The sequence below is a fragment of the Streptomyces sp. NBC_01506 genome (genome assembly GCF_045040295.1).
In the GTDB taxonomy this organism is placed as follows: domain Bacteria; phylum Actinomycetota; class Actinomycetes; order Streptomycetales; family Streptomycetaceae; genus Streptomyces.
In genome coordinates this window covers 5,870,339-5,894,514 of the sequence record NZ_CP109422.1, presented here as the reverse complement: position 1 = coordinate 5,894,514, position 24,176 = coordinate 5,870,339, and the positions used below count along the sequence as shown (strand labels likewise).

The following is a 24,176-nucleotide window of genomic DNA, read 5'->3' as shown; positions in this document are numbered from 1 at the left end:
TTTCCGCTGACACCAGGTGTCAGCGATGTGACAGCGAAAGCCGGGCCCAACTGACAGCGCTCACCGGTCAAATGAGGCCATCGCAAGGGAGCGCCGCCGGACAAGCCGGTGAAGCCCCGGTGACCGAAGGAGACCCCCATGGCCCCGAAGACCGCTCTCACCACCCTCGCCGACGAGATCCTGGAGCTCGAGTCGGAGACCTTCGAGATCTCGGACTACTCGGACGCGTCCGAGGTCGTCCTCGCCGGTTCCACGTCGTGCTCCTCGACGTCCACCTGCTCCAGCACCACCAGCACGACCTCCTGCTCCGCCTGATCCGGCTTCGCAGCCAGGTCTGTCCGCCGGCCCCTTTCCCCGTGGGAACACCCACCGGGCGAGGGGCCGGCTGCCGTCGTGCCGCAGACCCCGACCGGTTACGGGAACGGATGCGGGACCGCCTTGATCCCCGACTCCGGCAGGTCGTCCGTGCGCCGCCCGGCCACCCGCAGCGCCGTCCGCAGTCTCGGCATCAGCAGGGCGCGCTGCCGCGTCCACCCGAAGTCGAGCGGCAGCAGACCGGGCACCGTCGTACTGACCGTGTGCAGCCCCATCCGCCGCTGCTCGGGCGTCGTCTGGTCGACGGCGATGACGTCGTACCCCGCACCCGCCAACTCGTCACGCAGCAGCCGCAGATCGTCCAGCAGATCGCCGGTACGCGGCCGGACCGGGGCCCAGTCGGCGTACGTCTCCTCAAGCGTGCGCACGGCGGTCGGCTCCAGATACTCGCGCGCGTGGTGCGCCATCTCCGGCAGGCCGTACAACTGCGCGTGGTCCTTCAGATGCAGGACCTTGCGGTAGTCGGCCGCCATCTCGCGCAGCTCGCCCTCGCGTTCGGCGACCTGGTAGGGCAAGTGGGGGATGTATGTGAGGACTTCGGACAGCGCGGCGTCGACCGTGCCCTCCGGGTCGAAGCCGGCGGCGGCGCTGAACGACAGCGTGCCGAGACCGCCGTCGCGCCGCACGGCGAGGGCCGTGACGACCGGCACGGCGAGATCCATGCGGGTGTCGAAGGCGTGCACGTCGTAACCGTGCAGCGCGGCCCGGTCGAGCATGGTGCGGATCGTGTCGCTCCGGCACGAGCCGAGGTCGATCTCGGTGAGCCGGGCCCTGCCGTACCAGGCGAGCAGGAACGCGTCGCGCTCGATCCGCTCCAGCAGTCCGAAGAGGATCGCCTCCTCCAGACTCCCGCCGGTGGCACAGCCGTTGGAGCACTCGAAGACGAAGTTGTCGGCGTCGACGCCCGCGCTGTAGTGCGCGAGGCGGGCGGGGACGAGGATCGGCCGCTCGTCGCGCAGCGAGTAACCCCACACCCAGGGGATCGGCCGGTCGGGGTCGAACGGGCTGACCAGATGGTCCTTCTCGTACGTCGCGTCCGCGTAGAAGCCGCAGTCCGCCGGGTCGAGCACGTCGAGCGCGTTGAGGGCGTCGGCGGCGAGGTTGTTGTACGAGTCGGTGACCGGGGTCGTACCACGGCGGCGGTGGGTGCCCGCGTACCGCTCAAGTCCCTCCAGGAAGGCGAGCGTTCGGCTGGTGGAGTAGCTGTTGGCCTGGCCGCTCCAGGTGACGTCGTTGAGACCGGCGTAGCCGCGTACGAAGTGGGTGCCTGCGACGGGAGCGGTCGTCGTGGACGCCGGGTTGATCCAGGTGTCCGAACCGAGCGTGCCGCAGACGGGGTTGGCGAGCGCGGCGGTCGGCAGCGGGTACGCGCCGAGCGGGCGCAGCCGGTAGCCGTCAGGATCCGGTTTGGGCTGGGCGGTCAGGCGCATGCGCGCGGCGTCGGCGGTGTCGGGGCGCCCGGGGACGCAGGACGGGCAGAGCGGTTCGGGCAGCAGCGGGAACGTCGCGAGGGCGAGGGTGCCGAGGTCGATACGGGTGACCTGCGGCAGCTCACGGTCGGCGGCGGTAGTGGCGGGCGGGGTCAACTCCCCCGTACGGACGGCGAGATACGCCGCCCAGATCGCGTCGGCGGCGTAGTCGGTGAGCAGCGGCCAGTCGGCGGCGCCGTTCGGTTCGTGGCCCAACTCCAGCGCCTCGCGCTCGGAGCGGCTGCGCAGCCGCTGCCAGCGCATGGCCAGGCACTGGCCGCAGGCGGTCCCCGTGGAGCCTCCCCACGGGCCCACGAGGGCGGCGCGCGAGGTGAGCTGGACGTTGGCGTGGGGGCGGACGGCGGCGTACGGGTCAAGGTGCCCGAAGCCGAGGACGTCGGCGGCGCCGAGGGGCACGACGAGCGGTGCGAGCAGAGCCGGCGAGGAAGCGTGCGCGGCCTCGAACCGTACGGTCAAGGCGTGTTGGAGGGTGGCACGGCCGCGCTCCAGCGGCGTGCCCTCGGAAACGACCACCCCCGCCTCCGTCCCTGTCGTCATGACTGGTCGCTCCAGCGGAAGGTCTTGAGCGCGACCGCGCCGAAGACGACGGCGAAGGCGGTGATGCCGCCACAGGCCACCAGGATGTCGCCGCTGCCGCCGTCACCGGTGATCGCGGCCGAGATGCCGTCGTTGAAGTAGCGCAGCGGCAGCACGAGCGACACATTCCGCATCCAGCCCGGCATGGCATCGAGCGGGAAGAACGACCCGGACAGGAAAGCCATCGGCACCATCAGGCAGTTGGCGACGGCGGCGACCGCCTCCGGCGTCCTGGCGAACGAGCCGACGATCACGCCGACCGCGAGGAACGCGGTGATACCGAGGAACAGCACCGGCAGCGCCAGCGGCCAGCTCCCCGCCGGTTCGAGACCGAAGAACGGCAGCATCGCGACGAGCACGAACATCGCGGCCTGCACGGTGCCGATGGCGAGCGCCAGCACATAGCGCGAGCCGAGGATCGTCGGCAGCGGGGTCGGCGTCATCCGGATCAGCCGCAGGATGTCGTCACGGCGCCACTGCATGATGACGAACCCGACGCCGAAGACGGCGGCGTTGGCGACGCCCCACGACAGCACACCGGGCGCGATGTAGTTGATGTACGGGCGTCCGCTCTCCTCGACGGTCATGCCGTGGAAGATCAGGCCGAAGACGACCAGGAAGAGGAGGGGGAAGGCGAAGGTGAAGAAGAGGGTGGTCTTGTCGCGCGTGTACGCCTTGTAACCGGCCTGGCTCAGCGCGGAGTAGGCGCTCATGGCGCGCGTGCGTGTACGTGGCGTACTCGTGGCACGTGTCGTGCTCATCGTGTCGGTGCTCCGTCTCTCGATCAATGCTCGGGGCTACGGCTGCGCGCTGCCGGTCAGTTCGAGATACACGTCCTCCAGGCTGGCGGTGCGTGTCTGTACGCCGTGCAGTCCGGCGAGCGCGTCGACCGCCGACAGCACCGGCCCCGAGTCCTCGGTCTCCAGCACGATCGAGTCGCCGTCCTCGGTGGCCCGCAGCACACCGGGGATGGCCTGCGCGTCGGCGAGCGTGAGCCGGTCGGCGGGGACCAGCAGCCGGGTCAGCGTGCTGCTGGCGGCGACCAGCTTTCCGGGGGTGTCCAGCGCGACGATCCGGCCGTCGACAACGATCGCGACGCGGTCGCACAGCGCCTCGGCCTCGTCCAGATGGTGCGTGGTGTAGACGATGGTCCGCCCGGCGCCCTTGAGCGCGCGCAGCACCTGCCACAGCGCGCGGCGGGCCTGTGGGTCGAGCGCGGCCGTCGGCTCGTCCAGGAAGATCAGCTCGGGGTCGTGGACGAGCGCGGACGCGATGGCGAGGCGCTGGCGCTGGCCGCCGGAGAGGTCGTCGACGCGGACGTCACGGTGTTCGGTGAGGTCGACGGCGGCGAGAGAGCGCTCGGCCGCCTCGCGGTCGGCCTTGTACAGCGCGGCGACCGTCTCAAGGTGCTCGCGGGCCGTGAGCCGTACGAAGAAGGCGGACGCCTGCGTCTGGACGCCGAGCCGGGGCAACAGCTCGGGATCGCGCGGCCAGGGTTTGCGGCCGAGGACGGTGACGGAGCCCGAGTCGGGGCGGCGCAGGCCCTCCATGATCTCGACCAGCGTCGTCTTGCCCGCGCCGTTGGGGCCGAGCAGCCCGAAGAACTCACCGCGCGCGACGGTCAGCGAGATGCCGTCGACCGCCCGCTTCTCCCCGTACCGCTTGTGGATCGTGTCGAGGACGACGGCGGGGCCGTCGGTCGGGTCGTCGGTGGGTGTGGGGGCCATGCGGGTCTCCTTGAGGGTGGGGCGGTGTGCGGGCTCACGTGGCGAGGAGGTGGACCGTCAGCGCGACGACGGCCGCCACGATCCCGGCGAGGACGAGCGACGAGCCCGCCGTGTAGGCGAGATAGGCGGTACGGGCCCTGCGCGGGTACGCCTTCGCCGCCGGATCGCGCCGCACGGCCAGACGTACGTACTCACGGCTGGACGCGGCGAGCGCGGTCGCGCCGCACAGTTGCGCGGCGATCTTGTACCCGTCGAGCGGCGGGAACGGTACGAGCATGGCCAGCGCCTGCACACTGCCCAGGAGCAGCAGCCCGGCCAGCGCCTCGCCGGTCGGCTCGTCCACCGGGGCGAACAGCCACACCGCGCAGAACGGCAGCAGGACGGCGAGATTCATCACCGCGCCCGCGGCGGCGGTCGCGACGCGGTGCCAACGCGTACGCAGATAAGGGTAGTTGTCGACCGTGCAGTACATGATCACGACGGGCAGGCGCCAGCGCAGTCCGATCTCGGCGACCTGCCCGCCGTAGCGTCTCGCCACCACCCCGTGGGCCAGTTCGTGCAGCGCGGTGCTGAACCAGAGCAGCGTGGCGGCGCCGGCGAGCAGGACCGGGTTGGTGAACAACGCCACCGCTCCGTCCACGAGTTCGCCGAGCCGCGCGACGGCCACCACCTCCATGGCGGTGATCAGCAGGAGCAGCGGGACCATGAAGGGTGCGGCGAGCAGGAAGCCGAAGACGCGGTGCAGGCGGTCGGCCGTCGCGTCGGCGTCGGCGACCAGGGGGAGCGTGCCGCGCAGCAGGGTGCGCTCGGGCTTCGGCGGCTCCTCGGCGGCGGGGACGGCGGAGGCGGCGGGGCCCGTCGGGGCGGCGGGGCCGCCCTCCAGCAGTCCCCGGGCTCCCAACATGCCCAGAAGTTGCTGCCAGTTGGCGTCGCCGAGGCGCTTGCCGTACTGCGTCGCGTAGTCCGCGCCCAGCTCGTCCAGACCGCGCGTGCCGTCCATGCGCGCGATCAGGAAGTGCTCCTTGACCCCGACCTCGTACGACTTGCCGCTCCCCGGGTTCTTGACGAGATGCACGGTCCGGGGGCCGAGCAGGAACGCGTCGCTGACCAGCACGTCGGGGCGCAGCGCCGGCCGGTACCGGTCGGTGGGGACCTGGTCGGGGACCTGGTCGGGGGCCCGGCCCGTGGGGGCGGTCATGGCGCGCCCACCGCCTCCGCCCCAGTCTTCTCCGAAGCCCCCGACTCCCGCAGGGTGCGGCCCAGTACGTGCGACAGATACGCCTCGTCGCGGATGGTGACATGCAGCCGGTTGTTGGTCATATGCATGTACGGGGAGAGCAGCAGCGGCAGCGCCACCGCCGGGTCTCTCACCCGCTCGTCGCGCTCGCCGTCCCAGGAGCGGAAGACGAGATCGCCGTCCAGCGTCAACTTCCTTGCCCGCTGGTGCAGTTCGGCACAGTGCTCGGCCCAGCCGGCGAGGAATCCGGGCAGCCGGCCGATCTCACCGGCACCGATCGCGGACCTGACCCTGGCGAACCGCTCGGTGAGACCGGGGGCCATCGCCGCGTAGTTCTTGTCGTACTCGACGGTCCCGATGAAGCCGGTGCCGGGGAACGCCTTGTGCCAGAACTCGTAGTAGCTCTCCAGATATTCGGTCAGCTCGCGGTCGTCGGGCAGGAAGGTCCCCGACATGACCATCATCAACTGCGCGGACGTGCCCAGCAGTACGGTCCGCAGATGGAGGTTCTTGGTGCGCAGGGCCTCGATGACGAGATCGCTGGAGTGCCTGAAGTGCCACTCGGCCAGCTCGATCCCGGCGGGGCCGCCGTACTTGCCGTACTCCGGCTCGTACGGCTCCGCGCTGCGCGAGTTGTTGGGGCGCAGATTCATCCGGCCCTGGTCGTCCTGGTAGTGGCCGCGCTCGCTGCCGGGGAACTCGATCTCGAACAGCGTGTTGTAGAAGTCGTTGAGGAAGCCGGAGTCCACCTCGTACAGCGCCGGGCGCTCGGCCAGGAAGGCGTCGACGGCCTGCTCGGTGCGGGCGCGCACGGCGGGGGCCGCCGCCTCGCTGACGGGCTTGAGGCGCAGCCGTACGTGCGGGCCCTCCAGCCAGTAGTTCATGAAGAAGTAGTTGTCGATCAGCCCTTCCGCCTCCAGCTCGGCGACGAGCGGACGCACGCACTGGAGGAGGAAGGGGCGCGGGTTGGCGGCGTAGAAGACGTGCGTGGCCTGCCAGTTGCCGGGTACGGGTCCGGGTACGGGTCCGGGGCTGGTCATCGGGCGTTCCTCCGTGCGGAGTCGGCGGATACGAGTTCTTGCGGGGCGGCAGAAGACGCGTACGGGCCCGGCAGCGTTTCGACGGCCAGCTCGGCCACATGGCGGCCACGGTCGGAGACGGCGTGCAGCCCGTCCTCGTCCGGCAGCGTCTCGCGGAACACGACACGCGCCTCGGCCGTCTTGAGCAGCGCCTCGAACGCGGTGAGCGACAGCGCGCTGTCGAAGTCCAGATACTGCGGTTTCGCGCCCGTCGCACCGCGCGCCCCGCTGTCCGACACGGTCACGAAGACCCGGTCCGGCAGCCCGGTCGCGCGCCGGAAGCGGTGCCAGCCGAGGAACCACTCGTCGTCGGAGGTCCCCGGCGTGTGCAGCGGGAGTCCGGCGGCGGGCGCGCTCCAACTGCGCCTGCTCAGTACGACGCTGCCGTGCCGCACGCGCGGCCTGCGCGTCACCCCGCCCACCGGCGCGCCCTCCGGGACCCCGCCCCACACATTGAGCGGGGCCATCGAGGTCGGCGACAGGAGCAGCAGGGTGCGGGGCAGTTCGGGCAGGGCGAGCGGCACGAGATAGCCGAGGTAGACGGGGATCACCTCGCGGCCGAGCCGTGTCGAGCGCAGCACCAGCCGGTCTGCGGACTCGTCGTGTTCGATGTGCAGGTCGTCGAGATGGATGCGGTACTGCTCCGGCAGCGTGCCGCTCTCGCCGGGGCAGACGATCTCGTACTCGGTGAGCCGCCCGTGCAGATTGAGATTGCTGGTCACCGGGCCGCCCGTGACTTCGGCGAACACCGCGCCCGGCGGCTGCACTTGGGCGGCGCCGGCCAGCAGGTCGGTGTCGAGTCCTTCGAAGCACTGGGTGAAGCGGCTGAAGGGGAAGGACAGACCGCCGTACGAGCGGTTGAGGACGATCAGCGGGTCGTGCGGGCGGTCGGCGAGCTGGATGTGGTGGCTCATCGGCGCGAACGCCGGTGCGGCCGGGGCGAGTTCGGCGGCGACGTCGGCGAGGAAACCGGCATCGAGGTCGATCTCGTCGCTGTGGCCCTCCGCGGACCACAGCGCGCGCATCCGTTCGATGAACATCTGCCGCGCCGTGTCGACGGCCTTGAGCTGCGGCAGTCCGAGCCAGTTCACCTCAGGCACGTACCGCCCTTCGGCGTCGAAGGTCGTACGGCTCGCGGTGAACGTCATGTACTGGTCGAAGAAGTCCTCGTGGAAGTCGTGCACCAGCTTGAGGAGATCGTCGCAGCGCCCGCCCTGTCCGTATCGCGCCAGGAAGAAGCCCTTGAACGTGACACGCTGAGGCAGCGTCAGATCGAAGGCGGGCAGTACGCTCTCCACCCGGCTGAGCGGCACCGCCGTCAGCTCGCGCCACGCCCCGAGGTCCATCACCGTCCCACGTCCGGCCGCCGCGTCCTCGTACAGCAAGGTCTGCGGCACCCGGGGCTTGTCGGCGCCGAGTTCCGACTGAATGTCCTGGAGCGTGGTGCGGAGCGCGGCCAGTACGTCGCGGCGCTCGGCGGGCGCCGCCCCCGCGAACCGGTCGGTCAGCGCCACGGCCTCCTCCAGCCGTCCCGCCAGCTCCGTGGCCCACGGCCGGTCCAGCTCGCGCAGCGAGCGCTGGAAGGCGCGCAGCGGGTCGGTGTCGTGAACCGCCGTGCGCAGCGCGGGTACTTGGACCATGCCGAGGTCCAGCAGCGCGGCGAGGTACTGCTCGGCCTCGTCGGCCCCGGCCCGCGCGTCGTCGGCGAGCCAGGCCGCCAACTCGCCGTAGCGGAGCACCGGATGCTCCTCGAAGAAGTCGAGCAGCCGCTCCAGCGTGCCGCTGCGGCGCAGGAAGAACAGCCGGTCCTTCACCGCGTCGAAGGTGACGGCCGTGTCGTCGTCACCGGTGGTGACCCAGCGGCGTACGTAACGCACCCGGTCGTCGTCCCGGCCCCAGCCGGAGGCCGGGGCGACGGGCAGATCGGCACGGCGTACGGGATCGGCGATCACGCACTCGGCGAGCCGGCCCAGCGCGACGACGTTGAGCCGCGCGTGCCCGGTCCACTCCTCGGCGACCCGCACCTCGAAGCCGTCGCCCTCGGCCGTCACTGCGGGCGCGTCCTCGAACTCACCGAGCGCCACCCCCGTGAACGTCGAGAACGGGCTGGTCTTGCAGACCGTGCGGTACAGGTACGACAGCAGCGACCGCTCGATCTTCCTGCGCCGCTTGTCGGGCTTGCCGTCCCCCTGCCGTACGAAGGCGTCGATCTGCGCGTCGAGCGTCGGCGAGGCCAGCAGCAGCCCCTTGCGCAGCCGCTCCTCCCCCGCGACGGCGCGCAGCGCGGCCCGCGCCTCGGTGCTCTCGCCCGCGAACAGCTCGGCGCCGGTGGCCCGCAGCTCGGCCAACTGCCGCCGGGCCAGCAGCCACCGCGACAGGGCCTCGCCCGTCGCCGCGTCGCGCCCGGCGACCAGCCCGAGGGCCGCGCCGGGCCGCTGCGGCAGCCGGTTGTTGAACACCTCGCGGCGCAGCTTCAGCAGCGCGCGCCGGTCGGCGGCCTCGTCGGGCCCGGCGTCCGCGCCGTCGCCGGTACGGCCGACCAGGTCGTGCAGCATGTCGCCGACGCGCTCCCCCGCCACCCGCAGCCGCTCCTCCTCGGCGAGCACGGTGTCCGCCCAGCGGCGGCTCGCCGGGCAGCGCAGGGCGCGCACGGTGTCGATCGGCAGCCCGGCGACGCGCAGCATGAACGCGCGCCTCGGGCCCCGGCCGTGCGCCGAGTCGTCTGGCTGGTACGCCTGATCAGGCATCCCTGTTCCCCTTGGAATAGTTCATCGGCTGCTCCATCGGCTCAGGCGATCTCGTACCGGAAGTCGGCGGGGGCGGGGCGCTCGTTGCCGACCATCATGATCAGAAGCGGGGCCTCGCCGGTGGCGTCGAGCCGCAACTCCTCGATGTACGAGACGTTGTCGAAGCCCAGGGCGACGCCACAGCCCAACTCCAGTGCGCTGCACGCGGTGTAGACGGACTGCGCGACGGCGCCGATGGTGGCGTTGACGAGGCGGTAGCCGCGGTCGCCGACGGCGTCGAGGACGGCGGAGGTGCGGATGGTGGGCACCAGTACGGCGCCGGCCTGCTCCAGGTTGTAGTTGGAGAGGAAGTAGTTGCGCTGGAGGAATTCGCCGGGGCGGCCCGCCTTGACCAGCCGCAGCTCGCGGGCGTCGGGGTCGTACTCGTACGCGCCCGGCTCCACCCCCTCGACGTGGTTGACGAACGCGTACAGCTTCGTGAGCCGTACGCCGTCCTCTTCCGGCCCCGGGGCCGTGCCCGTGCCCGTGTCGCCGCCGAGGTGCGAACCCGCGACGGACGCGGCGAGGCACGCCGCCAACTGCTCGCCCGTGACCGGGCGGCTCGCGTCGAAGCGGCCGAAGCTGCTGCGCCGGCGGCGCAGCACGGTCCGTACGTCGGCGGGCATCGGCCGCGCGGCGGGCAGCGCCGTGACCGGCAGCTCCGGGTCGGCCGGGGGCGCGGCGGCCGGGGCGAGCACGCCGGGGGCGGGTCGCTCGGCGGCGTGGGCGGACGTCGCGGCCTGCATCTTCAGCAGCGCGTCGAAGGTGAAGACCTCGCGCGAGCGCTCGACGTCCCGGCGCCGTACGGAGACGTTCGCGCCGGTCGATGCCGCTGAACTGGCCTGTGTGCCAGCCCACTTGAGCGGCACGACCGCGAACACGCCCTCCTCCTCGCCCCGTACCCCGAGCAGCTTCTGGAGCCGCGCCTCGTCGAACCACATGGCCGGCTCGACGGACAGCCCCCGCGCGCCCGCCCACATGCGCCACGTCTGGACGGCGGCGCCGAGGTCCATGCTCACGGCGTGGAAGGAGAAGCTGTTGTACTTGAAGGAGTTCTGCCAGTATTTGATGCCCAGGACCAGGTACTGATCGGTCTCCGCACCGTACCCGGCCAGCGACGCGCGTACCTCGCCGGACACATCGCCGGTGAGCAGCCGCTGCATGGCGTGGTGGCGGGTGGAGTAGTAGTGCACGCCCGGCGTGACGGGGCCGCTCGGCCCGCAGACCCAGTAGACGCTCACGGGGTAGAGGCCGCCGCCGGAGGCGGAGCCGCGCGACCAGTTGGCGAGCGGGTAGAAGGGCAGGGCGCTGAGGTCGGTGTTGGCCTGGACGCCGAGCCGGCGGCCGGTCAGTCCGTACGAGTCGAGGAGCATGCCGGAGAGCGACGTCAGGTCGAACGCTCCCGGATCACCGGGGCCGCCGAAGGCGCGGTCGAGGCTCGCCTCCGTCGGATAGTCGGCGGCGGGCAGCGGCAGGCTGTCGACCCCCGGGTAGTACTTCGCCTTGCGCGGCCCGTCGGACCAGTTCGGCACGAAATCGACCGGTGGCATCGGGACCCGGCCCCGCTGCATGATCGCGGCGGCGTAGTCATGGGCGTACCCCATGGTGGTGCTCCTCTCAGGGGTTCGGGTCAGGTGGTTCGGGTCACGGGAACGGGTGCGGCGCGAGGTTCAAGTCGGCGTCGGTCAGGTCGCGTTCACGCATCCCGGCCTCGCGCAGCGCGGTGCGCAGCCGGGGCATGCCGAGCGCGCGCTGCCGGGTCCAGCCGAAGTCGATGGGCAGCAGACCGGGCACGATCACCGAGACCGTCGTCAGACCGAGATCACGCTGCTCGGGCATGGTCTGGTCCACGACGACCACGTCGAATCCCTTGTCGGTGACGGCACTTACGCACCGGATGAGGTCGTCGCGCAGATCGTCGGAGACGGGCGGCAGGGAGCCGTCGCCGTACGCCTCGGTCAGTGACCGCTTGCGCTGCCGGGGCGCGCCGGGCTCGCCGATCAGGAAGTGGGCGTTGTTCCCCATCTCCGGGATGCCGTAGGCGAGCGGGTGGTCGTGCAGCGCCGCGACCTTGTCGTAGTCGGTGGCCATGGCGCGCAGCCTGGTCTCGTCCCGCTCGGTGCGGCCCTGGAGGTTGACGGCGTCCGTGGCGATCTCGCACAGCGCCCCGGCGAGCGCGGACTCCGGGTCGAGCCCGGCGCCCGCGCCGAAGCACATCCGGCCCCTGCCGCCGTCCGGGCGGACGGCGACGCCGGTGATGACGGGGATCGGGAAGCTGATGCGGGTGTCGAAGAAGCGGGCCTCGTAGCCGTACATCTCCAGGCGGTCGACCATCTGCCGGGTGGCGGCGCGGGTGCTGGTGCGCGAGTCGAGTTCGGGGAGGGCGGCGCGTCCGTACCAGGTGAGCAGGAACGCGTCGCGCTCCACGACCTCCATGAGGCCGAAGTAGACGGCCTCCTCCATACAGCCGCCGGACGCACAGCCGTTGGAGCTCTCCTGCACGAACCGGTTCTCCAGGCCCGGCGCGTGATAGTACGTCAGCACTTCCGGTACGAGGACGGGCCGGTGATCGCGGAGCGAGTAGCCCCAGACCCAGGGGAGTTCACGGTCCGGGTGGAACGGCTTGACGTGCGGGTTGGCGCGGTGGAACTCCTCGGAGTACAGGCCGACTTCACGCGGATCGAGTGCGTGTTCACCGGCGGCCCGCAGGCCGTTGAGAGAGCCGTGCGTGCCCGCCGCCTTGGCGCGCGCCCGCATCCCGGCGTACCGCTCAAGTCCCTCCAGGACACCGATGCGCACGCTCTGCGCGAAGGTGTCGGCGTGGCCGCCCCAGAACGTCTCGCGCAGATACTCCCCGCTGCGCATCGAGAAACAGCCGATGGTGGCGGAGGTGGACGCGGAGGAGATGTCCTGTACGACGGAGGGGCCGAGCGAGCCGCAGACGGGGTTGGCGTACGGCTCCACGGGCAGCTCGTACGCGCCGATGTCGCGGAGCCGGAAGCTGCCCGGCCTGTGTTTGGGCGCGGGGTTCAGCGTGAGGACGGCCGCCTCGGCGGTGTCCTCGTCGGCGCGTCCGCAGCGGGGGCATTCGGGGTCGGGTACGAGCGGGTAGTGGCGTACCTGAAGGGTTTGCAGGTCCACGAGGTGGACCGCCGGGAAGGAGCCGATCGACGGCCCCTGCCCGGCGAGTCTGGCCGCGACGATCCCGGCGAGGGCGTCGGCGGTGAACGGGGTGATGTACGGGGACCGGCCGGCGGCCCTGGTGCCGGAGCCCAGCTCCAGGGCCTCACGCAGCGCGACGGAGCGCACGCCCTGCCAGCGGCGGGCGAGACAGCGGACACAGGGGCGGTGCGTGGCCACGCCGGGGTCGGGGTCGGGGTCGGGGTCGGGGAATGGTCCGACGACGGCGTGGCGGCCGTAGAACCGTACGGGCACGGCGTCCGTACGCGTCGGCTCCTCGTCCGCGAAGGCGTCGTGGACGCCGAGCGGCGCGATGTCGAGCACGGGTCCGGCGGTGTCGAGACTGCGGTGCATCAAGGTGGCGAGGTCGCGGGCGGACCGCTCCCAGGGTTCAGCCGGCATCGGGCGCACCCTCCGGGCCGGTGGTGAGCAGGACGCGCGCCGTGCTGATGCCGCCGGCGGGCAGGTCGGCCGGGGTGGTGGCGACGTACAGCACGTCGCGTCCGGCCGCGCGCAGTTGGTCGAGAACCGCGTCGAAGGTGGTGGCGGTCGCGTCGGCGGCGACCGGCTCGGCGGTCAACACGACGGTGGCGGAGGCGAGTTCAGCCATCAGCGGGTCCCCGGTGTCGACGGTGGTGTCCGGGTCCTCGGCGTCGAGCTGTACCTGGCCGATGAGGTCACGCAGCGCGGCGCACGCGGCGGTGGTACGCGACAGCCCGGCGGCGACGGCCCAGCGCCCCTGCCCTTCCGCTCCGGCCCCTTCCCCTCGCGTCTCGCGGGCCAGTACGACATGGCCGCCGGAGTGCTCCTGCTCGCCGAGGTCGACGAGTTCGGCCCGTATCCCCACGTTCGGCACGGACTTGAGCAGGAACACCAGCTCCGGATCGGCGTCCGGCTCACCGGCCGCCGGGGAGGTGACGAGCGGGGAAGTGACGAGCGGGGAAGTGATCAGCGCGGTGCGGGCCTCGCCGCGTACCGCCCGCAGCAGCGCGCCGTGGGCGAGCGCCGACAGCAGACCGCGGCCCGCCGCCTCCTGCGGGCTGGGGCCCGCGCCCGCGCCGGCGGAGGTCGCCTGGTGCAGACGTCCGGAGTTGTACGGGCCGAACGGCCGTACGGCGGCGGCCGGTACCCGCACGGGCTCCTTGGTGAGCAGCGACATCGCGGTGAGCCAGGCGCCGACCGTCTCGACGCCCGCGCCGGTGCCGCCGCCCGTCGTCAGGCGGTCGGGGGCCAGCGCGGCGATGCCGGCCGGGGGCGGGCCAGCGTCGGGGGTCACGGGCACGACGTGCTCGACGTACGTCTCGGCCGCCGCGTACAGCGCGCGCAGCCGGGCGCCCGCGAGGTGGTGCACGTCGAAGGCGGCGATCCGCCTGCGCGGCCCGTGGCCGACGGCCAGCTCGACGCGGCTGATCTTGAGGGGGGTCTGGGTCAGGCTCTCGTCGTCGTAGCGGCTGAAGATGCCGGTGAAGGGGCGCACCAGCGCCGTACTGATCCGGTTCAGCCCTTCGACCAGCTCCTCGGCCTCGCCCGCACTCTCCACGGTCGGTGTGACGGGGAGGGTCAGTCCGCCGGGGAGAGTGGGGCGTACGGCCGCGGTGGCGGGCGCGCACAGCGCACAGCGCGGGTGGGGCTGGACGGGCTCGGCCATGACGTCGAGCGATTCGAGGTCCTGGACGAGGACCTGACCTTCGGTCTCGGCGGGCAGGACTCCGGTGGTGAGGCGGAAGATCTCGTAGCCGAGGAGGTTGCCGGACATCGCGGCGACGGGGCCGGTCGGGGTGGAGCGTCCCGACGCGCCGCCGGTGGCGCCGCCCGCGACCTCGCTCCAGATGTCGGCGGCGGTCCCCGCGTCGGTGTTGCCGCCGAGGCGTAGCACCGCGCAGGACCAGCAGCCGGCCGAACCGGCCTTGCTGAGCGGCCCGGTGACCGACCTGCGGCCGAACGTCCAGGCGGGGATGAGGGTGGTGCCGTCCGGCACGCCCGCCGACAGCAGGGCGTGGGTGCGGGCGGAGGAGTCGGCTCCGGTCACGACGACGATGTCGTAGCCGTCGAGCGCGGTCCAGTCGGGGTGCGGGGTGGGGGTGCCGAGGGTGTCGGGGGTGTCGGGGGCGTCGAGGGCGTCGAGGGCGTCGACGGCGTCGACGGCGTCGAGGGCGTCGAGGGCGTCGAGGGTCACCGGGCAGTCCTGGGTGGCCAGTTCGGCGATCTCGGCGCGCAGGGTGCGGTCGTTGATCGCATCGCCTTCGACGGCGAGGCGGGCGCAGCCGTTACGGACGAGGCTGAGCGCGCACCAGCGGGCGACGGGTCCGGTGCCGAGGATCGCGACGCGGGTGGTGCGGTAGCGCGCGAAGCGGGCGAGGGCGCCGTCCGCGTAGTGGTCGGCGTACGCGATCTGGGCGGCGAATCGGGTGGTGACCGCGTCGGTGAGGGCATCAGAGACGGGGGTGGGCGTCTCGTCCTCGGGGATGTCGCGGGCGAAGCCGCGCTCGTACAGCGTCTTGACCAGCTCGGCGGCCATGGCCTGCTGGGCGGGTCCGAAACCCTGGCAGATGTCGGCGAGCCGGTGGTGGCCCGCGAGGTGCGGCACCATCAGCGAGGCGAAGCGGTAGGCGGTGCGGCCGGTGAGATGGAAGCCGCCGTCCGCGTTGTGGAACAGGACCCCGCCGGGCGTCTCGGTGAACAGGACGTCCCGGCGCACTCGGGGCCGGGTGCCGGCCAGGGAGTCGAAGGCGGACACGGCGGACGCCGGCCGTGAGTGAGTCTGTGCCGCCGGAGGCGCGGCGGCCGGGGGAGTCGCTGTCGCTTCTGGAGCCATGGGATTCACACCTTCTGTATGGGTCGGGATCGAAACGGCGCGGTTCTACGCGCGTACACACGCAGCAGTTCGTGCACCCGGTACGGGCCGGGCGGCCCCTCTTCCAGCAGTCCGGCGTCGGCGAGCCGGTCCAGCACGTCGTCCGCCTCGACGGGGGACATTCCGAGCACGCGTACGCCGTCCTCGGCCGTGAAGTGGTCCGGGATCTGCGCGGCGACCTTCAGGAACGCGTCGACCAGTCGCGGATCGAGCCGGTCGAGCGCCCCGCCCAGCACACGGTGCACCGACAGTTCGGGCGAGTCGGCGAGCGAGAGCCGGGCCAGCGGGTCCTCCGCCAGCCAACTGACGGAGTCGGCCAGCCGCAGCGCCGGCCGGGTGAGCAGCCGGGCCGACATGATGCGCAGGGCGAGCGGGTGGTGGCCGCAGGCAGCGGCGAGCCGCTGGGCCGCCTCCGGCTCCGCCTCGACGCGTTCGGCGCCGAGGACGGCGAGCAGCAGCGCGTACGACTCCTCCTCGGCGAAGGTGCCCAGGCGCAGCACCCAGCCGCCATGGGTGGCGACGAGACCGGCGAGACCGCGCCGGCTGGTGACGATCGCCGCGCCGTCCGCGCCGGCCGGCAGCAGCGGCCTGACCTGGTCGGCGTCGACCACGTCGTCCAGCACCAGCAGGGCACGCTCGCCGCGCGCTTGGTCGCGCAGGGCGGCGGCCACCTCGGCCGCCGCGTCCTCGGGGGTGCGTGGCGTACCGTCCGGGCCGACCATCCGCACCATGAACAGGCCCGCGGGGAAGGCGTCCTTGACCTGGTGGGCGAGATGGCGGGCCAGCGCGGTCTTGCCGATACCGGGCGCCCCCGACACCAGGAGGGTGACGGGTTCCGGACCGGGCGCGGTCAGCCGCTCCAGCAGGGCGGCGGTCTCGGCCGCGCGCCCGGTGAAGGAGTGGACGGGCGCGACCGGTCCCACCATGGGCGAGCGCGGCACGGCGGGCACGGCTGGCGCGGTGGGCCGGCGCTCGCCACCGGAGGCGGAGGCGTACGCCGGCCCTGCGGGGTGGCGGTCGTCGGCGGGCCCCAGGTCCTCGCCGCGCAGGATGGCCAGCTCCAGTTTGCGCAGCGCGGGCGAGGGGTCCACCCCCAACTCGTCGTGCAGATACTCCTTCACCATCCGGTACTCGGCCAGCGCCTCGGTCTGTCGGCCCGTGCGGTACAGCGCCTCGATGAGCTGTTCGCGGAACCGCTCATGTCCGGGGTGGGCCCTGCTGGCGCTCCACAGCTCCACCAGCGCCTCACCGCAGCGGCCGAGCAGCAGCTTGAGGTCGCAGGCGCGTTCCAGGGTCCGCAGGCGCTCCTCGACGAGCCGGGGGACTTCGTCGCGGTGCAGTACGTCGGAGCGGACGTTGGCCAGGACGGAGCCCTCCCACAGCGACAACGCCCCTTTGAGCACGTGCAGTTCGCTCTCCGGGTCGGCGATGTCGGCGGCGCGCCGTATCTCCTCCCGGAAGCCGATCAGATCGAGATGCCGGGGCCCGGCCGTGATCCGGTAGCCACCGGGCACGGCCTCGATCGGGGTCTCGGTCACCCCGTGCTTGGTGAACAGCCGGCGCAGCCGAAGGACGCACGTCTGGAGCGCGGCCCGCGAGGTGGCGGGCTGCTCCTCGCCCCACATGGTCCGCTGCAAGTAGTCGGCGGAGACGACCGTGTTGGCGTGCAGGAGCAGTGAGGCGAGAAGGATGGTGGGTTTGGACGGCTGGAGGACGACGGTGTCGGGGCCGTCCGTGATGCTGAGCGGCCCGAGGAGCTGAAACCGCACCGGCTACGCCTCAGTCCCAGCCGTTGACAAGCTTGCCTGTGATCACGACCTCGCCGCCGGCCGGAGCGGATGCGAAGGCGGTCCCCGCGGACAGGGTCAGCGCTGCCGTACAGAGACCAAGAGCGAGGGCGGTACGTGCGGTGCAGGCGGTGTGAGCGGTGCGAGCAGTGCCAGCGGTGCGAGCGGTGCGCGAACGGGCCGTGATCTTCTTGGAGTTGCAGTGCGGTAGACCGAGCACAATTCCCCCTGTTGAATCATTTCCGTCGGACCGGATCGCTTCCGGTGGGACGACGATGACAGCGGGTGTCTCGAAATGGGGGGCCGGGGCGTGTCAGCTTGCTGCATCTACGCGCGCAGCTTGTTGTCATCACCGCTGTGACCTGCGAGAACGAAATCGGCTCCAGTGGACGTTGAGGACGCCCACCGGAGCCGAAAACCTACGTTGGCCGACTACCGGCCGGACCTAGTCCGTGGCGATCGCGTTCAGGACGTTCATGCGGCCGGCCCGGAAGGCCGGGACGAGCGCGGCGAACAGTCCCACGAAGGCCGAGGCCACGAACACCCCGGTGATGGTCGGCCACGGGATCTCCAGGACCCCCAGCCCCTCCAGGGCGAGGAGCTTCTGGGCCGCCGTGCCCCAGCCCATGCCCAGACCGAGGCCGAGCAGGGCTCCGAAGAGGGCGATGACCACCGACTCCAGCCGGATCATGCGGCGCAGTTGACGGCGCGACAGGCCGATGGCCCGCAGCAGTCCGATCTCCCTGGTCCGCTCCACGACCGACAGCGCGAGGGTGTTCACCACTCCCAGCACCGCGACGATGATCGCGAGTCCGAGCAGACCGTAGACGATGTTGAGCAGTTGGCCGATCTGGTCCTTCAAGTCCTGCTTGAAGTCCGTCTGGTCCTGCACCTTGTACTGCGGGTACGCCGCGAGCGAGTCCTTGAGCGCCGCGTACGCCTCCTTCTCCTTACCGTCCTCGGCCGCCGCGAACATGATCACGTTCCCCGGCACCTTCTCCGCCGGCAGATACCGCTCGGCCGTCGCTGTGGAGATGTACTTGGCGCCCTTGTCCACCGCCACGTCGTCCGACGTGATCGCGGCCACCTTCAACTTGGCGTTCTCGCCGCCCTTGAACGCGACCGTTATCTCGTCCCCGACCTTGACGCCGTGTTCCTTGGCGTAGGTGTCGCCGACGGACATCGAGTCCTTGCCGTACGCGTCGGTCAGCTTGCCCGCGACGGTCTCGCGGCGCAGATCCTGCGCGTACGTCGAGTCGGCCGCCGACAGGTCCTCGCTGACGGTCTTTCCGTCGGGCGTGGTCAGCTTGGTCTCGATCGACTTGTACTCGGTGATGTGCGCGATGTCCGGTGCCTTCTCCAGCGCCGCCTGGGCCTGCGGCACGATCGGCTGACCGGTGCCGGACTCGATGATGAAGTCCGCGCCGACCGTCTTGTCCAGCTCGTCCGTCGCCGAGGCGACCATCGACGAGCCGACGACCGACAGACACGCCACCAGGGCCAGACCGATCATCAGGGCCGCGCCGGTGGCTCCCGTGCGCCGTGGGTTGCGCAGCGCGTTGCGCTCGGCCATCCGGCCGACCGGGCCGAAGATCCGCAGCACCACGGCGCTCAGCACCCGGACGAAGAAGCCGGCGAGCAGCGGGCCGATGACGACGAAGCCGATGAGCGTGAACACCACGCCCACACCGAGATACAGCGAGCCCTCGCTCGCCTTGTCCGCCCCCGTGGACACGAGCAGCGCGGCGGCACCACCGGCGGTCAGGAGCAGGCCGATCGCGCCCCGGATGCGTCCGGCGCGGCCGTCGGCCGGCGTACCGGCGTCACGCAGCGCCGCCACCGGCGAGATCTTCCCGGCCCTGCGGGCCGGTATGTAGGCGGCGAGGACGGTGACGATGACACCGAGCGCCAGCCCGATCGCGGGTGTCGTCCACTTGACGGTCAGGTCGTTGGTGGACAGCTCCATGCCCATGGACGACATCAGTTCCATCAGGCCCACGGCCAGTCCGACGCCCGCGGCGACACCGGCGACGGAGCCGACGATCCCGAGCAGGACCGCTTCCAGCAGCACCGAGCGGTTGACCTGCTTACGGCTGGACCCGATGGCCCGCATCAGGCCGATCTCCCGGGTCCGCTGGGCGACCAGCATGGAGAAGGTGTTGACGATGAGGAAGATGCCGACGAGGAAGGCGATCCCGGCGAAGCCGAGCATCGCGTACTTCATCACGTCGAGGAACGAACCCATGCTGTCCCGGTTCGCGTCCGCCGCTTCCTTCTGCGTCTGGAGCTTGTACGTGCCCCCGAGCGATCCCGCCAGGTCGGCCTTGACCTGGTCGTCGCTCACCCCGTTGTCGGCGACGACGTTGACCTGTGTGAACAGACCGGTCTCGCCGAGGAGTCCACGCTGGGCGGTCTCGGTGTCGAAGTAGACGATGGCGGCGCCCGGGTTGGTCACCTTGAAGGTGGCGATACCGACGATCTTCGCGTTGAGGTCGCCCGTGACCACGATGGTGCGCAGCTCGTCACCGATCTTCAGGTCGTGCTTGTCCGCGGTGTCCGCGTCGATCATGACCTCGGTGGGACCGCGCGGGGCGTGCCCGGAGGTGATCTCCATCGACTTGAGGTCGTTGTCCGTCCAGTTGCCCGCGATCGTCGGGGCGCCGGAGGACGCTCCCACGTTCTCGTTCTCCGAGTTGACGACCGTGACGCTCATGCTGCTGACCGCGCCCTCGGCGGACTTCACGCCCGGTGACTTCTCGACGCGTCCGACGACGGAGGCGGGCAGCGACTCGGGCTTGCCGGTCCCGGACGGCGAATCGTCGGGCGCCGCCGCGTCCTTGGGGCTGACGGTGACGTCGGACGACGTCGAGGCGAACAGCTTGTCGAACGTGGTGTTCATGGTGTCGGTGAAGACGAGCGTCCCCGAGACGAACGCCACCGACAGCAGGACGGCGACGGCGGAGAGCGCCATGCGGCCCTTGTGCGCGAGGAAGTTGCGCACGGAGGTCTTGACCACAGTCACGACGTCCGCCCCCGGGCGTCGAAGTTCTTCATACGGTCCAGGACCTGGTCGGCGGTCGGGCTGCGCATCTCGTCCACGATCCGGCCGTCGGCGAGATACAGCACCCGGTCCGCGTACGAGGCGGCGACCGGGTCGTGCGTGACCATCACCATGGTCTGCCCCAGCTCGTCCACGGACTTGCGCAGGAAGTTCAGCACCTCGGCGCCGGCCCGCGAGTCCAGGCTTCCGGTCGGCTCGTCGCCGAAGATGATCTCGGGCTGGGCGGCGAGCGCGCGGGCGACGGCCACACGCTGCTGCTGACCGCCGGACAACTGGGTGGGGCGGTGCTTGAGCCGTTCGGCCAGACCGACCGTCTCCACGACCCGCCGCAGCCACTGCCGGTCGGGCTTGCGGCCCGCTATGTCCATGGGCAGCGTGATGTTCTCCAAGGCGTTGAGCGTCGGCAGCAGGTTGTACGCCTGGAAGATGAAGCCGATCCGGTCCCTGCGCAGTTGCGTGAGCTTCTTGTCCTTGAGCTTCGTGATCTCGGTCTCGTCGAGGTAGATCTCCCCCGAGGTCACGGTGTCGAGCCCGGCGAGGCAGTGCATCAGCGTCGACTTGCCGGAGCCCGAGGGACCCATGATCGCGGTGAACTGCCCGCGGTCGATGTCCACATCGACATGGTCGAGCGCGACGATCCGGGTCTCCCCCGACCCGTACGCCTTGACGACCTGTCGCGCTCGCGCGGCGACGGCCAAACGCCCTCCCGTGCCCCCGTGCCTGGGGATGGTCATAGCCGTTGTCACCGTAAATCTCCTAAGTCAGTTGATAATCCGGCGTGTTGAGGCGCGGAGCGCGCCCCGCGCCGTGTGCTGGTGTGGTGGTGCGATGTGGTGCGCGACGTTCTGTCGCGCACCCGATCGTCGTGCGGCGGGCGGTCCTGCCTGCGTTGATTCGATTCTGCTCGTCCGACGCCCTGCGGCGCGCTGGGGAAAATCTCAGACTTCTCCTGGGGTTTTCCTCAGGATTTACGGGTGGTAGCCCCCCCCTCGGGCCAGATCCCCCCTCACCGCCCGGCCCCCCGACCGGCCCCCCGCGGTGTAAGACCAACTTAAGGAACCGGCACCCCCCTTCTCCTCCTCCAGTGGGACGAACCGTCCCTGGGCGTAAGTAGGGAGAACCACCTAAGGGCTCTCCACCCTCAGATGGAGCGGCCCTGAGGGTCCCCCCGAGGAACGAAGACTGCGCCCTGCCGCGACGAGAGGGTCAAGTGAGATGGTGTCCCAGGGACATACCCGCATGGGGAAGGGATCCTGTGACCGCCACCGCCGTACCCGAGCGCCGCGGTCCCGTCGTCGCCGCCCTGATGCTCGGCATGGCACTGGCCGCGCTCGACGGCACGATCCTGTCCACCGCCGTCCCGCAGATCGTCGGGGACCTCGGCGGTTTCTCCGTCTTCTCCTGGCTGTTCTCCGGCTATCTGCTCGCCGCGACAGTCACTCTCCCCGTGTACGGAAAGCTCTCCGACACCTTCGGCCGCAAGCCCGTGCTGATCGCGGGCATCATCATCTTCCTCATCGGCTCGGTCCTGTGCGCCACCGCGTGGAACATGGGGTCCCTGATCGCCTTCCGGGTCGTCCAGGGCCTCGGCGGCGGCGCGATCCAGGGCACGGTGCAGACCATCGCCGCCGACCTCTACCCCCTCAAGGAACGCCCCAAGATCCAGGCCAAGCTCTCCACCGTCTGGGCCACGTCCTCCATCGCGGGCCCCGCGCTCGGCGGACTGCTCGCGGGATACGCCGACTGGCGCTGGATCTTCGTGATCAACCTGCCGGTGGGCGCGCTCGCGCTCTACCTCGTCGGGCGCCACCTCCACGAACCAGGCCGTACGAAGCAAGGTCCCCGCCCCGCGACCGGCGACCGGCCCGGATCACGGCTCCGAAAACGGCCCCGAATACGAGTCCGAGAACGACTCCGAATACCGCCCCGGACCGGGCCCCGCCCCCGGCCCCGTATCGACTGGGCGGGCGCGCTCGCCGTCTTCGCCACCGGCACGCTCCTGGTCACCGCCCTCGTCCAGGGCGGTGTCGCCTGGCCCTGGCTCTCCGCGCCCTCGATCGCGCTTCTCGCCGGCAGCGCGCTGCTCGCCGTCGTGACCTTCCTCGTCGAACGGCGCGCGGCCGAACCGATCATCCCCGGCTGGGTCTGGCGCCGCCGCCCCATCGCCGCCGTCAACCTCGCGCTCGGCGCGCTCGGGCTGCTGATGATCGCCCCGACGGTCTTCCTGCCGACGTACGCCCAGTCCGTCCTCGGCCTCGGCCCGATAGCCGCCGGGTTCGTCCTCTCCGCGATGACCCTGACCTGGCCGATAAGCGCGGCCCTGTCCGACCGCGTCTACAACCGCGTCGGCTTCCGCCGCACCGCGATCACCGGCATGACCTTCGCCCTGCTGATCCTGCTGGCCTTCCCCCTGCTGCCCTTCCCCGGCCAGGCGTGGCAGCCCGCGCTGCTGATGCTGCTGCTCGGCGCGGCGCTCGGGCTGTTCCAACTCCCGCTGATCATCGCCGTACAGGGGACGGTCGGCTGGTCGGAGCGCGGCACGGCCACCGCGTCGATCCTCTTCTGCCGCCAGCTCGGCCAGAGCGTGGGCGCCGCCCTCTTCGGAGCGCTGGCCAACGGCATCCTCACCAACAAGCTCTCCGACGCGCCCAGCACCGGTCTCCCGCGCGACCTCGACTCCGTGGCACACGCCCTGGACGACCCGGCGGCCCTCACCGCCCGCGCGGCCGACTTCCTGCGCCGCGCGGTCGACTCGGCGGTCGACTCCGTCTTCCTGGGGGCGGCCGGAGCCGCCGCCCTGTGCCTGCTGGTGCTCCTGTTCGTGGCACCGCGCCGCTTCCCCGTCCACCAGGACCCGGCCCCGGACCCCACCCCGAATCCCACCCCGGACCCGAAACCGGCCCCTCAGCCCTGCCCGGTCACCGACCCCGCGACGGACGCCTCCTGAGCCTCCTGAAGAGGAGCGTCGACAGCCGGGGAATCACTCGCCCGAGGTGCCGACCTCCGCGTCCACGGGCGCCCGGCCCGTCAGCGCCGCCAGGCTGTTACGGACATGCGTCATCCGTGCCTGCACGTCCTCGCGGATCTCGGTGTGCTCCCGCAGGATCCGCTCCGTCTCCCGTACGGTCCGCTCCTGGGCCGCCCGTGCCAGCGCGATCAGCTCCTCCGCGCGCGCCGTCGCGTTCTCCTGAATATGCCGGGCGTTCTCCTCCGCCTCCGCGAAAGCACGCTTCGCGTCCGCGAGTCGGGCGTCCGAGCGGGTCGCCAGCTCCGTCTGGCGCTCCTGCGCCTGCGCCTCACGTCCGGCGAACTCCCGTGTCGTCGCGGCCAGTCGCTCCGCGTGCTCCTGCGCAAGACCGGTGAGCAACGCCTCCGTACGCTGCCGGATCTCGTCGAACCGGGCCAGCGCCGCGCCCCGTACCTCCTCGGCGTCCCGGCGCGCGGCCGTACGCCACTCGTCGGCCGCGCCCTGCGCGCCCTCCACCGTCCGCGTCGCGTACCCGTCCGCGTCGGCCGTGACCGCCTCCGCGTGCGCGCGGGCCGCCTCGCGCGTGCGGCGGGCCGCGTCACCCGCCTCGTCGTACAGCGCCTGCACGTCCTCCCGCGCGGTCGCACGCGCCGCGTCCGCCTCCTCGGCGGCGAGAGCCAGGATCTTCTGGGCGCGCTCTCCCAAGGAGTCGTACGTCTGCGGCGGCAGCGCCTCGACCTGCCGGCGCAGCAGCTCCACCTGCGCCTCCAGCCGCTCGGCCAGGCCCGCGAGCCGCAGCTCCTGCCCCTGGGCGTCCTCCCGGTCCCTCGACAGCTCCGTGACCCGCCGGTCGACCTGCTCGGGGCTGTAACCACGGCCCCGGGCGGGGTCGAAGCCGTGAGCCGATGCCCGTGCAGCAGCCATTCGTGAAGCCTCTCTCCGACCTACGGTGACGAGAAGAGGCGCCCTTACGAAACGCCCCACCCGTCCATCCTGCTCAAGGATGCGGCATTTGACGCCGGTCGCCCGACGCCGCTTCCGTACCGATGACGCGGC

15 protein-coding genes are annotated in these 24,176 nt (G+C 71.5%); 2 read left to right on the top strand and 13 right to left on the bottom strand.

The annotated features are described in order from the left end of the window. Positions 1–138 precede the first annotated feature (138 nt). Complete coding sequence (locus OG329_RS26195) at positions 139–315, top strand: thiazolylpeptide-type bacteriocin (protein ID WP_405798570.1); 177 nt, start codon at positions 139–141, stop codon at positions 313–315. A 98-nt stretch (positions 316–413) separates the two neighbouring features. Here the strand turns inward: OG329_RS26195 and OG329_RS26190 are convergent, their stop codons facing one another. The 12 genes from OG329_RS26190 to OG329_RS26135 form a co-directional block, all read right to left on the bottom strand. Next, positions 414–2,402 carry a TOMM precursor leader peptide-binding protein gene (locus OG329_RS26190; protein WP_405798568.1) on the bottom strand — a complete coding sequence of 663 codons (1,989 nt, stop codon included), beginning with the start codon at positions 2,400–2,402 and terminating at the stop codon, positions 414–416. Further along, positions 2,399–3,154, bottom strand: a complete 756-nt coding sequence (locus OG329_RS26185) for an ABC transporter permease (RefSeq protein ID WP_405798566.1) — start codon at positions 3,152–3,154, stop codon at positions 2,399–2,401. The genes OG329_RS26190 and OG329_RS26185 overlap by 4 nt, the downstream gene beginning before the upstream one ends. Positions 3,155–3,238: 84 nt before the next feature. Continuing rightward, a complete protein-coding gene (locus OG329_RS26180) occupies positions 3,239–4,168 on the bottom strand; it encodes an ABC transporter ATP-binding protein (RefSeq protein ID WP_405798564.1) in 930 nt (309 codons plus the stop codon). Between the two features lie 34 nt (positions 4,169–4,202). Further along, positions 4,203–5,366, bottom strand: a complete 1,164-nt coding sequence (locus tag OG329_RS26175) for a site-2 protease family protein (RefSeq protein ID WP_405798563.1) — start codon at positions 5,364–5,366, stop codon at positions 4,203–4,205. After that, positions 5,363–6,445, bottom strand: coding sequence for a lantibiotic dehydratase C-terminal domain-containing protein (locus tag OG329_RS26170; RefSeq protein ID WP_405798562.1), 1,083 nt, complete (start codon positions 6,443–6,445; stop codon positions 5,363–5,365). Before OG329_RS26170 ends, OG329_RS26175 begins: the two co-directional genes overlap by 4 nt. Further along, the gene (locus tag OG329_RS26165) at positions 6,442–9,231 is read right to left on the bottom strand and encodes a lantibiotic dehydratase (protein WP_405798560.1); all 2,790 of its coding nucleotides are present in this window, start codon (positions 9,229–9,231) and stop codon (positions 6,442–6,444) included. Before OG329_RS26165 ends, OG329_RS26170 begins: the two co-directional genes overlap by 4 nt. 41 nt (positions 9,232–9,272) lie before the next feature. Beyond that, the gene (locus OG329_RS26160; RefSeq protein WP_405798558.1) at positions 9,273–10,874 is read right to left on the bottom strand and encodes a nitroreductase family protein; all 1,602 of its coding nucleotides are present in this window, start codon (positions 10,872–10,874) and stop codon (positions 9,273–9,275) included. Between the two features lie 40 nt (positions 10,875–10,914). Beyond that, the gene (locus tag OG329_RS26155) at positions 10,915–12,852 is read right to left on the bottom strand and encodes a TOMM precursor leader peptide-binding protein (RefSeq protein WP_405798557.1); all 1,938 of its coding nucleotides are present in this window, start codon (positions 12,850–12,852) and stop codon (positions 10,915–10,917) included. Continuing rightward, a complete protein-coding gene (locus OG329_RS26150) occupies positions 12,842–15,265 on the bottom strand; it encodes a TOMM precursor leader peptide-binding protein (RefSeq protein ID WP_405798555.1) in 2,424 nt (807 codons plus the stop codon). Before OG329_RS26150 ends, OG329_RS26155 begins: the two co-directional genes overlap by 11 nt. 5 nt (positions 15,266–15,270) lie before the next feature. Continuing rightward, positions 15,271–17,073 carry a BTAD domain-containing putative transcriptional regulator gene (locus tag OG329_RS26145; RefSeq protein WP_405798553.1) on the bottom strand — a complete coding sequence of 601 codons (1,803 nt, stop codon included), beginning with the start codon at positions 17,071–17,073 and terminating at the stop codon, positions 15,271–15,273. A gap of 463 nt (positions 17,074–17,536) precedes the next feature. Further along, the gene (locus tag OG329_RS26140) at positions 17,537–20,113 is read right to left on the bottom strand and encodes an ABC transporter permease (RefSeq protein ID WP_405798551.1); all 2,577 of its coding nucleotides are present in this window, start codon (positions 20,111–20,113) and stop codon (positions 17,537–17,539) included. After that, on the bottom strand, positions 20,110–20,898 hold the full coding sequence (locus OG329_RS26135; protein ID WP_405798549.1) for an ABC transporter ATP-binding protein: 789 nt from the start codon (positions 20,896–20,898) through the stop codon (positions 20,110–20,112). The genes OG329_RS26140 and OG329_RS26135 overlap by 4 nt, the downstream gene beginning before the upstream one ends. A gap of 560 nt (positions 20,899–21,458) precedes the next feature. Here OG329_RS26135 and OG329_RS26130 point away from each other — a divergent pair. After that, complete coding sequence (locus tag OG329_RS26130; RefSeq protein WP_405802017.1) at positions 21,459–23,099, top strand: MFS transporter; 1,641 nt, start codon at positions 21,459–21,461, stop codon at positions 23,097–23,099. 33 nt (positions 23,100–23,132) lie between these two features. Here the strand turns inward: OG329_RS26130 and OG329_RS26125 are convergent, their stop codons facing one another. Continuing rightward, on the bottom strand, positions 23,133–24,044 hold the full coding sequence (locus OG329_RS26125; protein ID WP_405798548.1) for a cellulose-binding protein: 912 nt from the start codon (positions 24,042–24,044) through the stop codon (positions 23,133–23,135). Positions 24,045–24,176: the final 132 nt, after the last annotated feature.

Coding starts and splice junctions, on each gene's coding strand:
- OG329_RS26160 (WP_405798558.1), bottom strand. CDS start 10,874: ATGGGGTACGCCCATGACTACGCCGCCGCGATCATGCAGCGGGGCCGG.
- OG329_RS26155 (WP_405798557.1), bottom strand. CDS start 12,852: ATGCCGGCTGAACCCTGGGAGCGGTCCGCCCGCGACCTCGCCACCTTG.
- OG329_RS26190 (WP_405798568.1), bottom strand. CDS start 2,402: ATGACGACAGGGACGGAGGCGGGGGTGGTCGTTTCCGAGGGCACGCCG.
- OG329_RS26125 (WP_405798548.1), bottom strand. CDS start 24,044: ATGGCTGCTGCACGGGCATCGGCTCACGGCTTCGACCCCGCCCGGGGC.
- OG329_RS26185 (WP_405798566.1), bottom strand. CDS start 3,154: ATGAGCGCCTACTCCGCGCTGAGCCAGGCCGGTTACAAGGCGTACACG.
- OG329_RS26130 (WP_405802017.1), top strand. CDS start 21,459: ATGCTCGGCATGGCACTGGCCGCGCTCGACGGCACGATCCTGTCCACC.
- OG329_RS26150 (WP_405798555.1), bottom strand. CDS start 15,265: ATGGCTCCAGAAGCGACAGCGACTCCCCCGGCCGCCGCGCCTCCGGCG.
- OG329_RS26170 (WP_405798562.1), bottom strand. CDS start 6,445: ATGACCAGCCCCGGACCCGTACCCGGACCCGTACCCGGCAACTGGCAG.
- OG329_RS26175 (WP_405798563.1), bottom strand. CDS start 5,366: ATGACCGCCCCCACGGGCCGGGCCCCCGACCAGGTCCCCGACCAGGTC.
- OG329_RS26165 (WP_405798560.1), bottom strand. CDS start 9,231: ATGCCTGATCAGGCGTACCAGCCAGACGACTCGGCGCACGGCCGGGGC.
- OG329_RS26180 (WP_405798564.1), bottom strand. CDS start 4,168: ATGGCCCCCACACCCACCGACGACCCGACCGACGGCCCCGCCGTCGTC.
- OG329_RS26195 (WP_405798570.1), top strand. CDS start 139: ATGGCCCCGAAGACCGCTCTCACCACCCTCGCCGACGAGATCCTGGAG.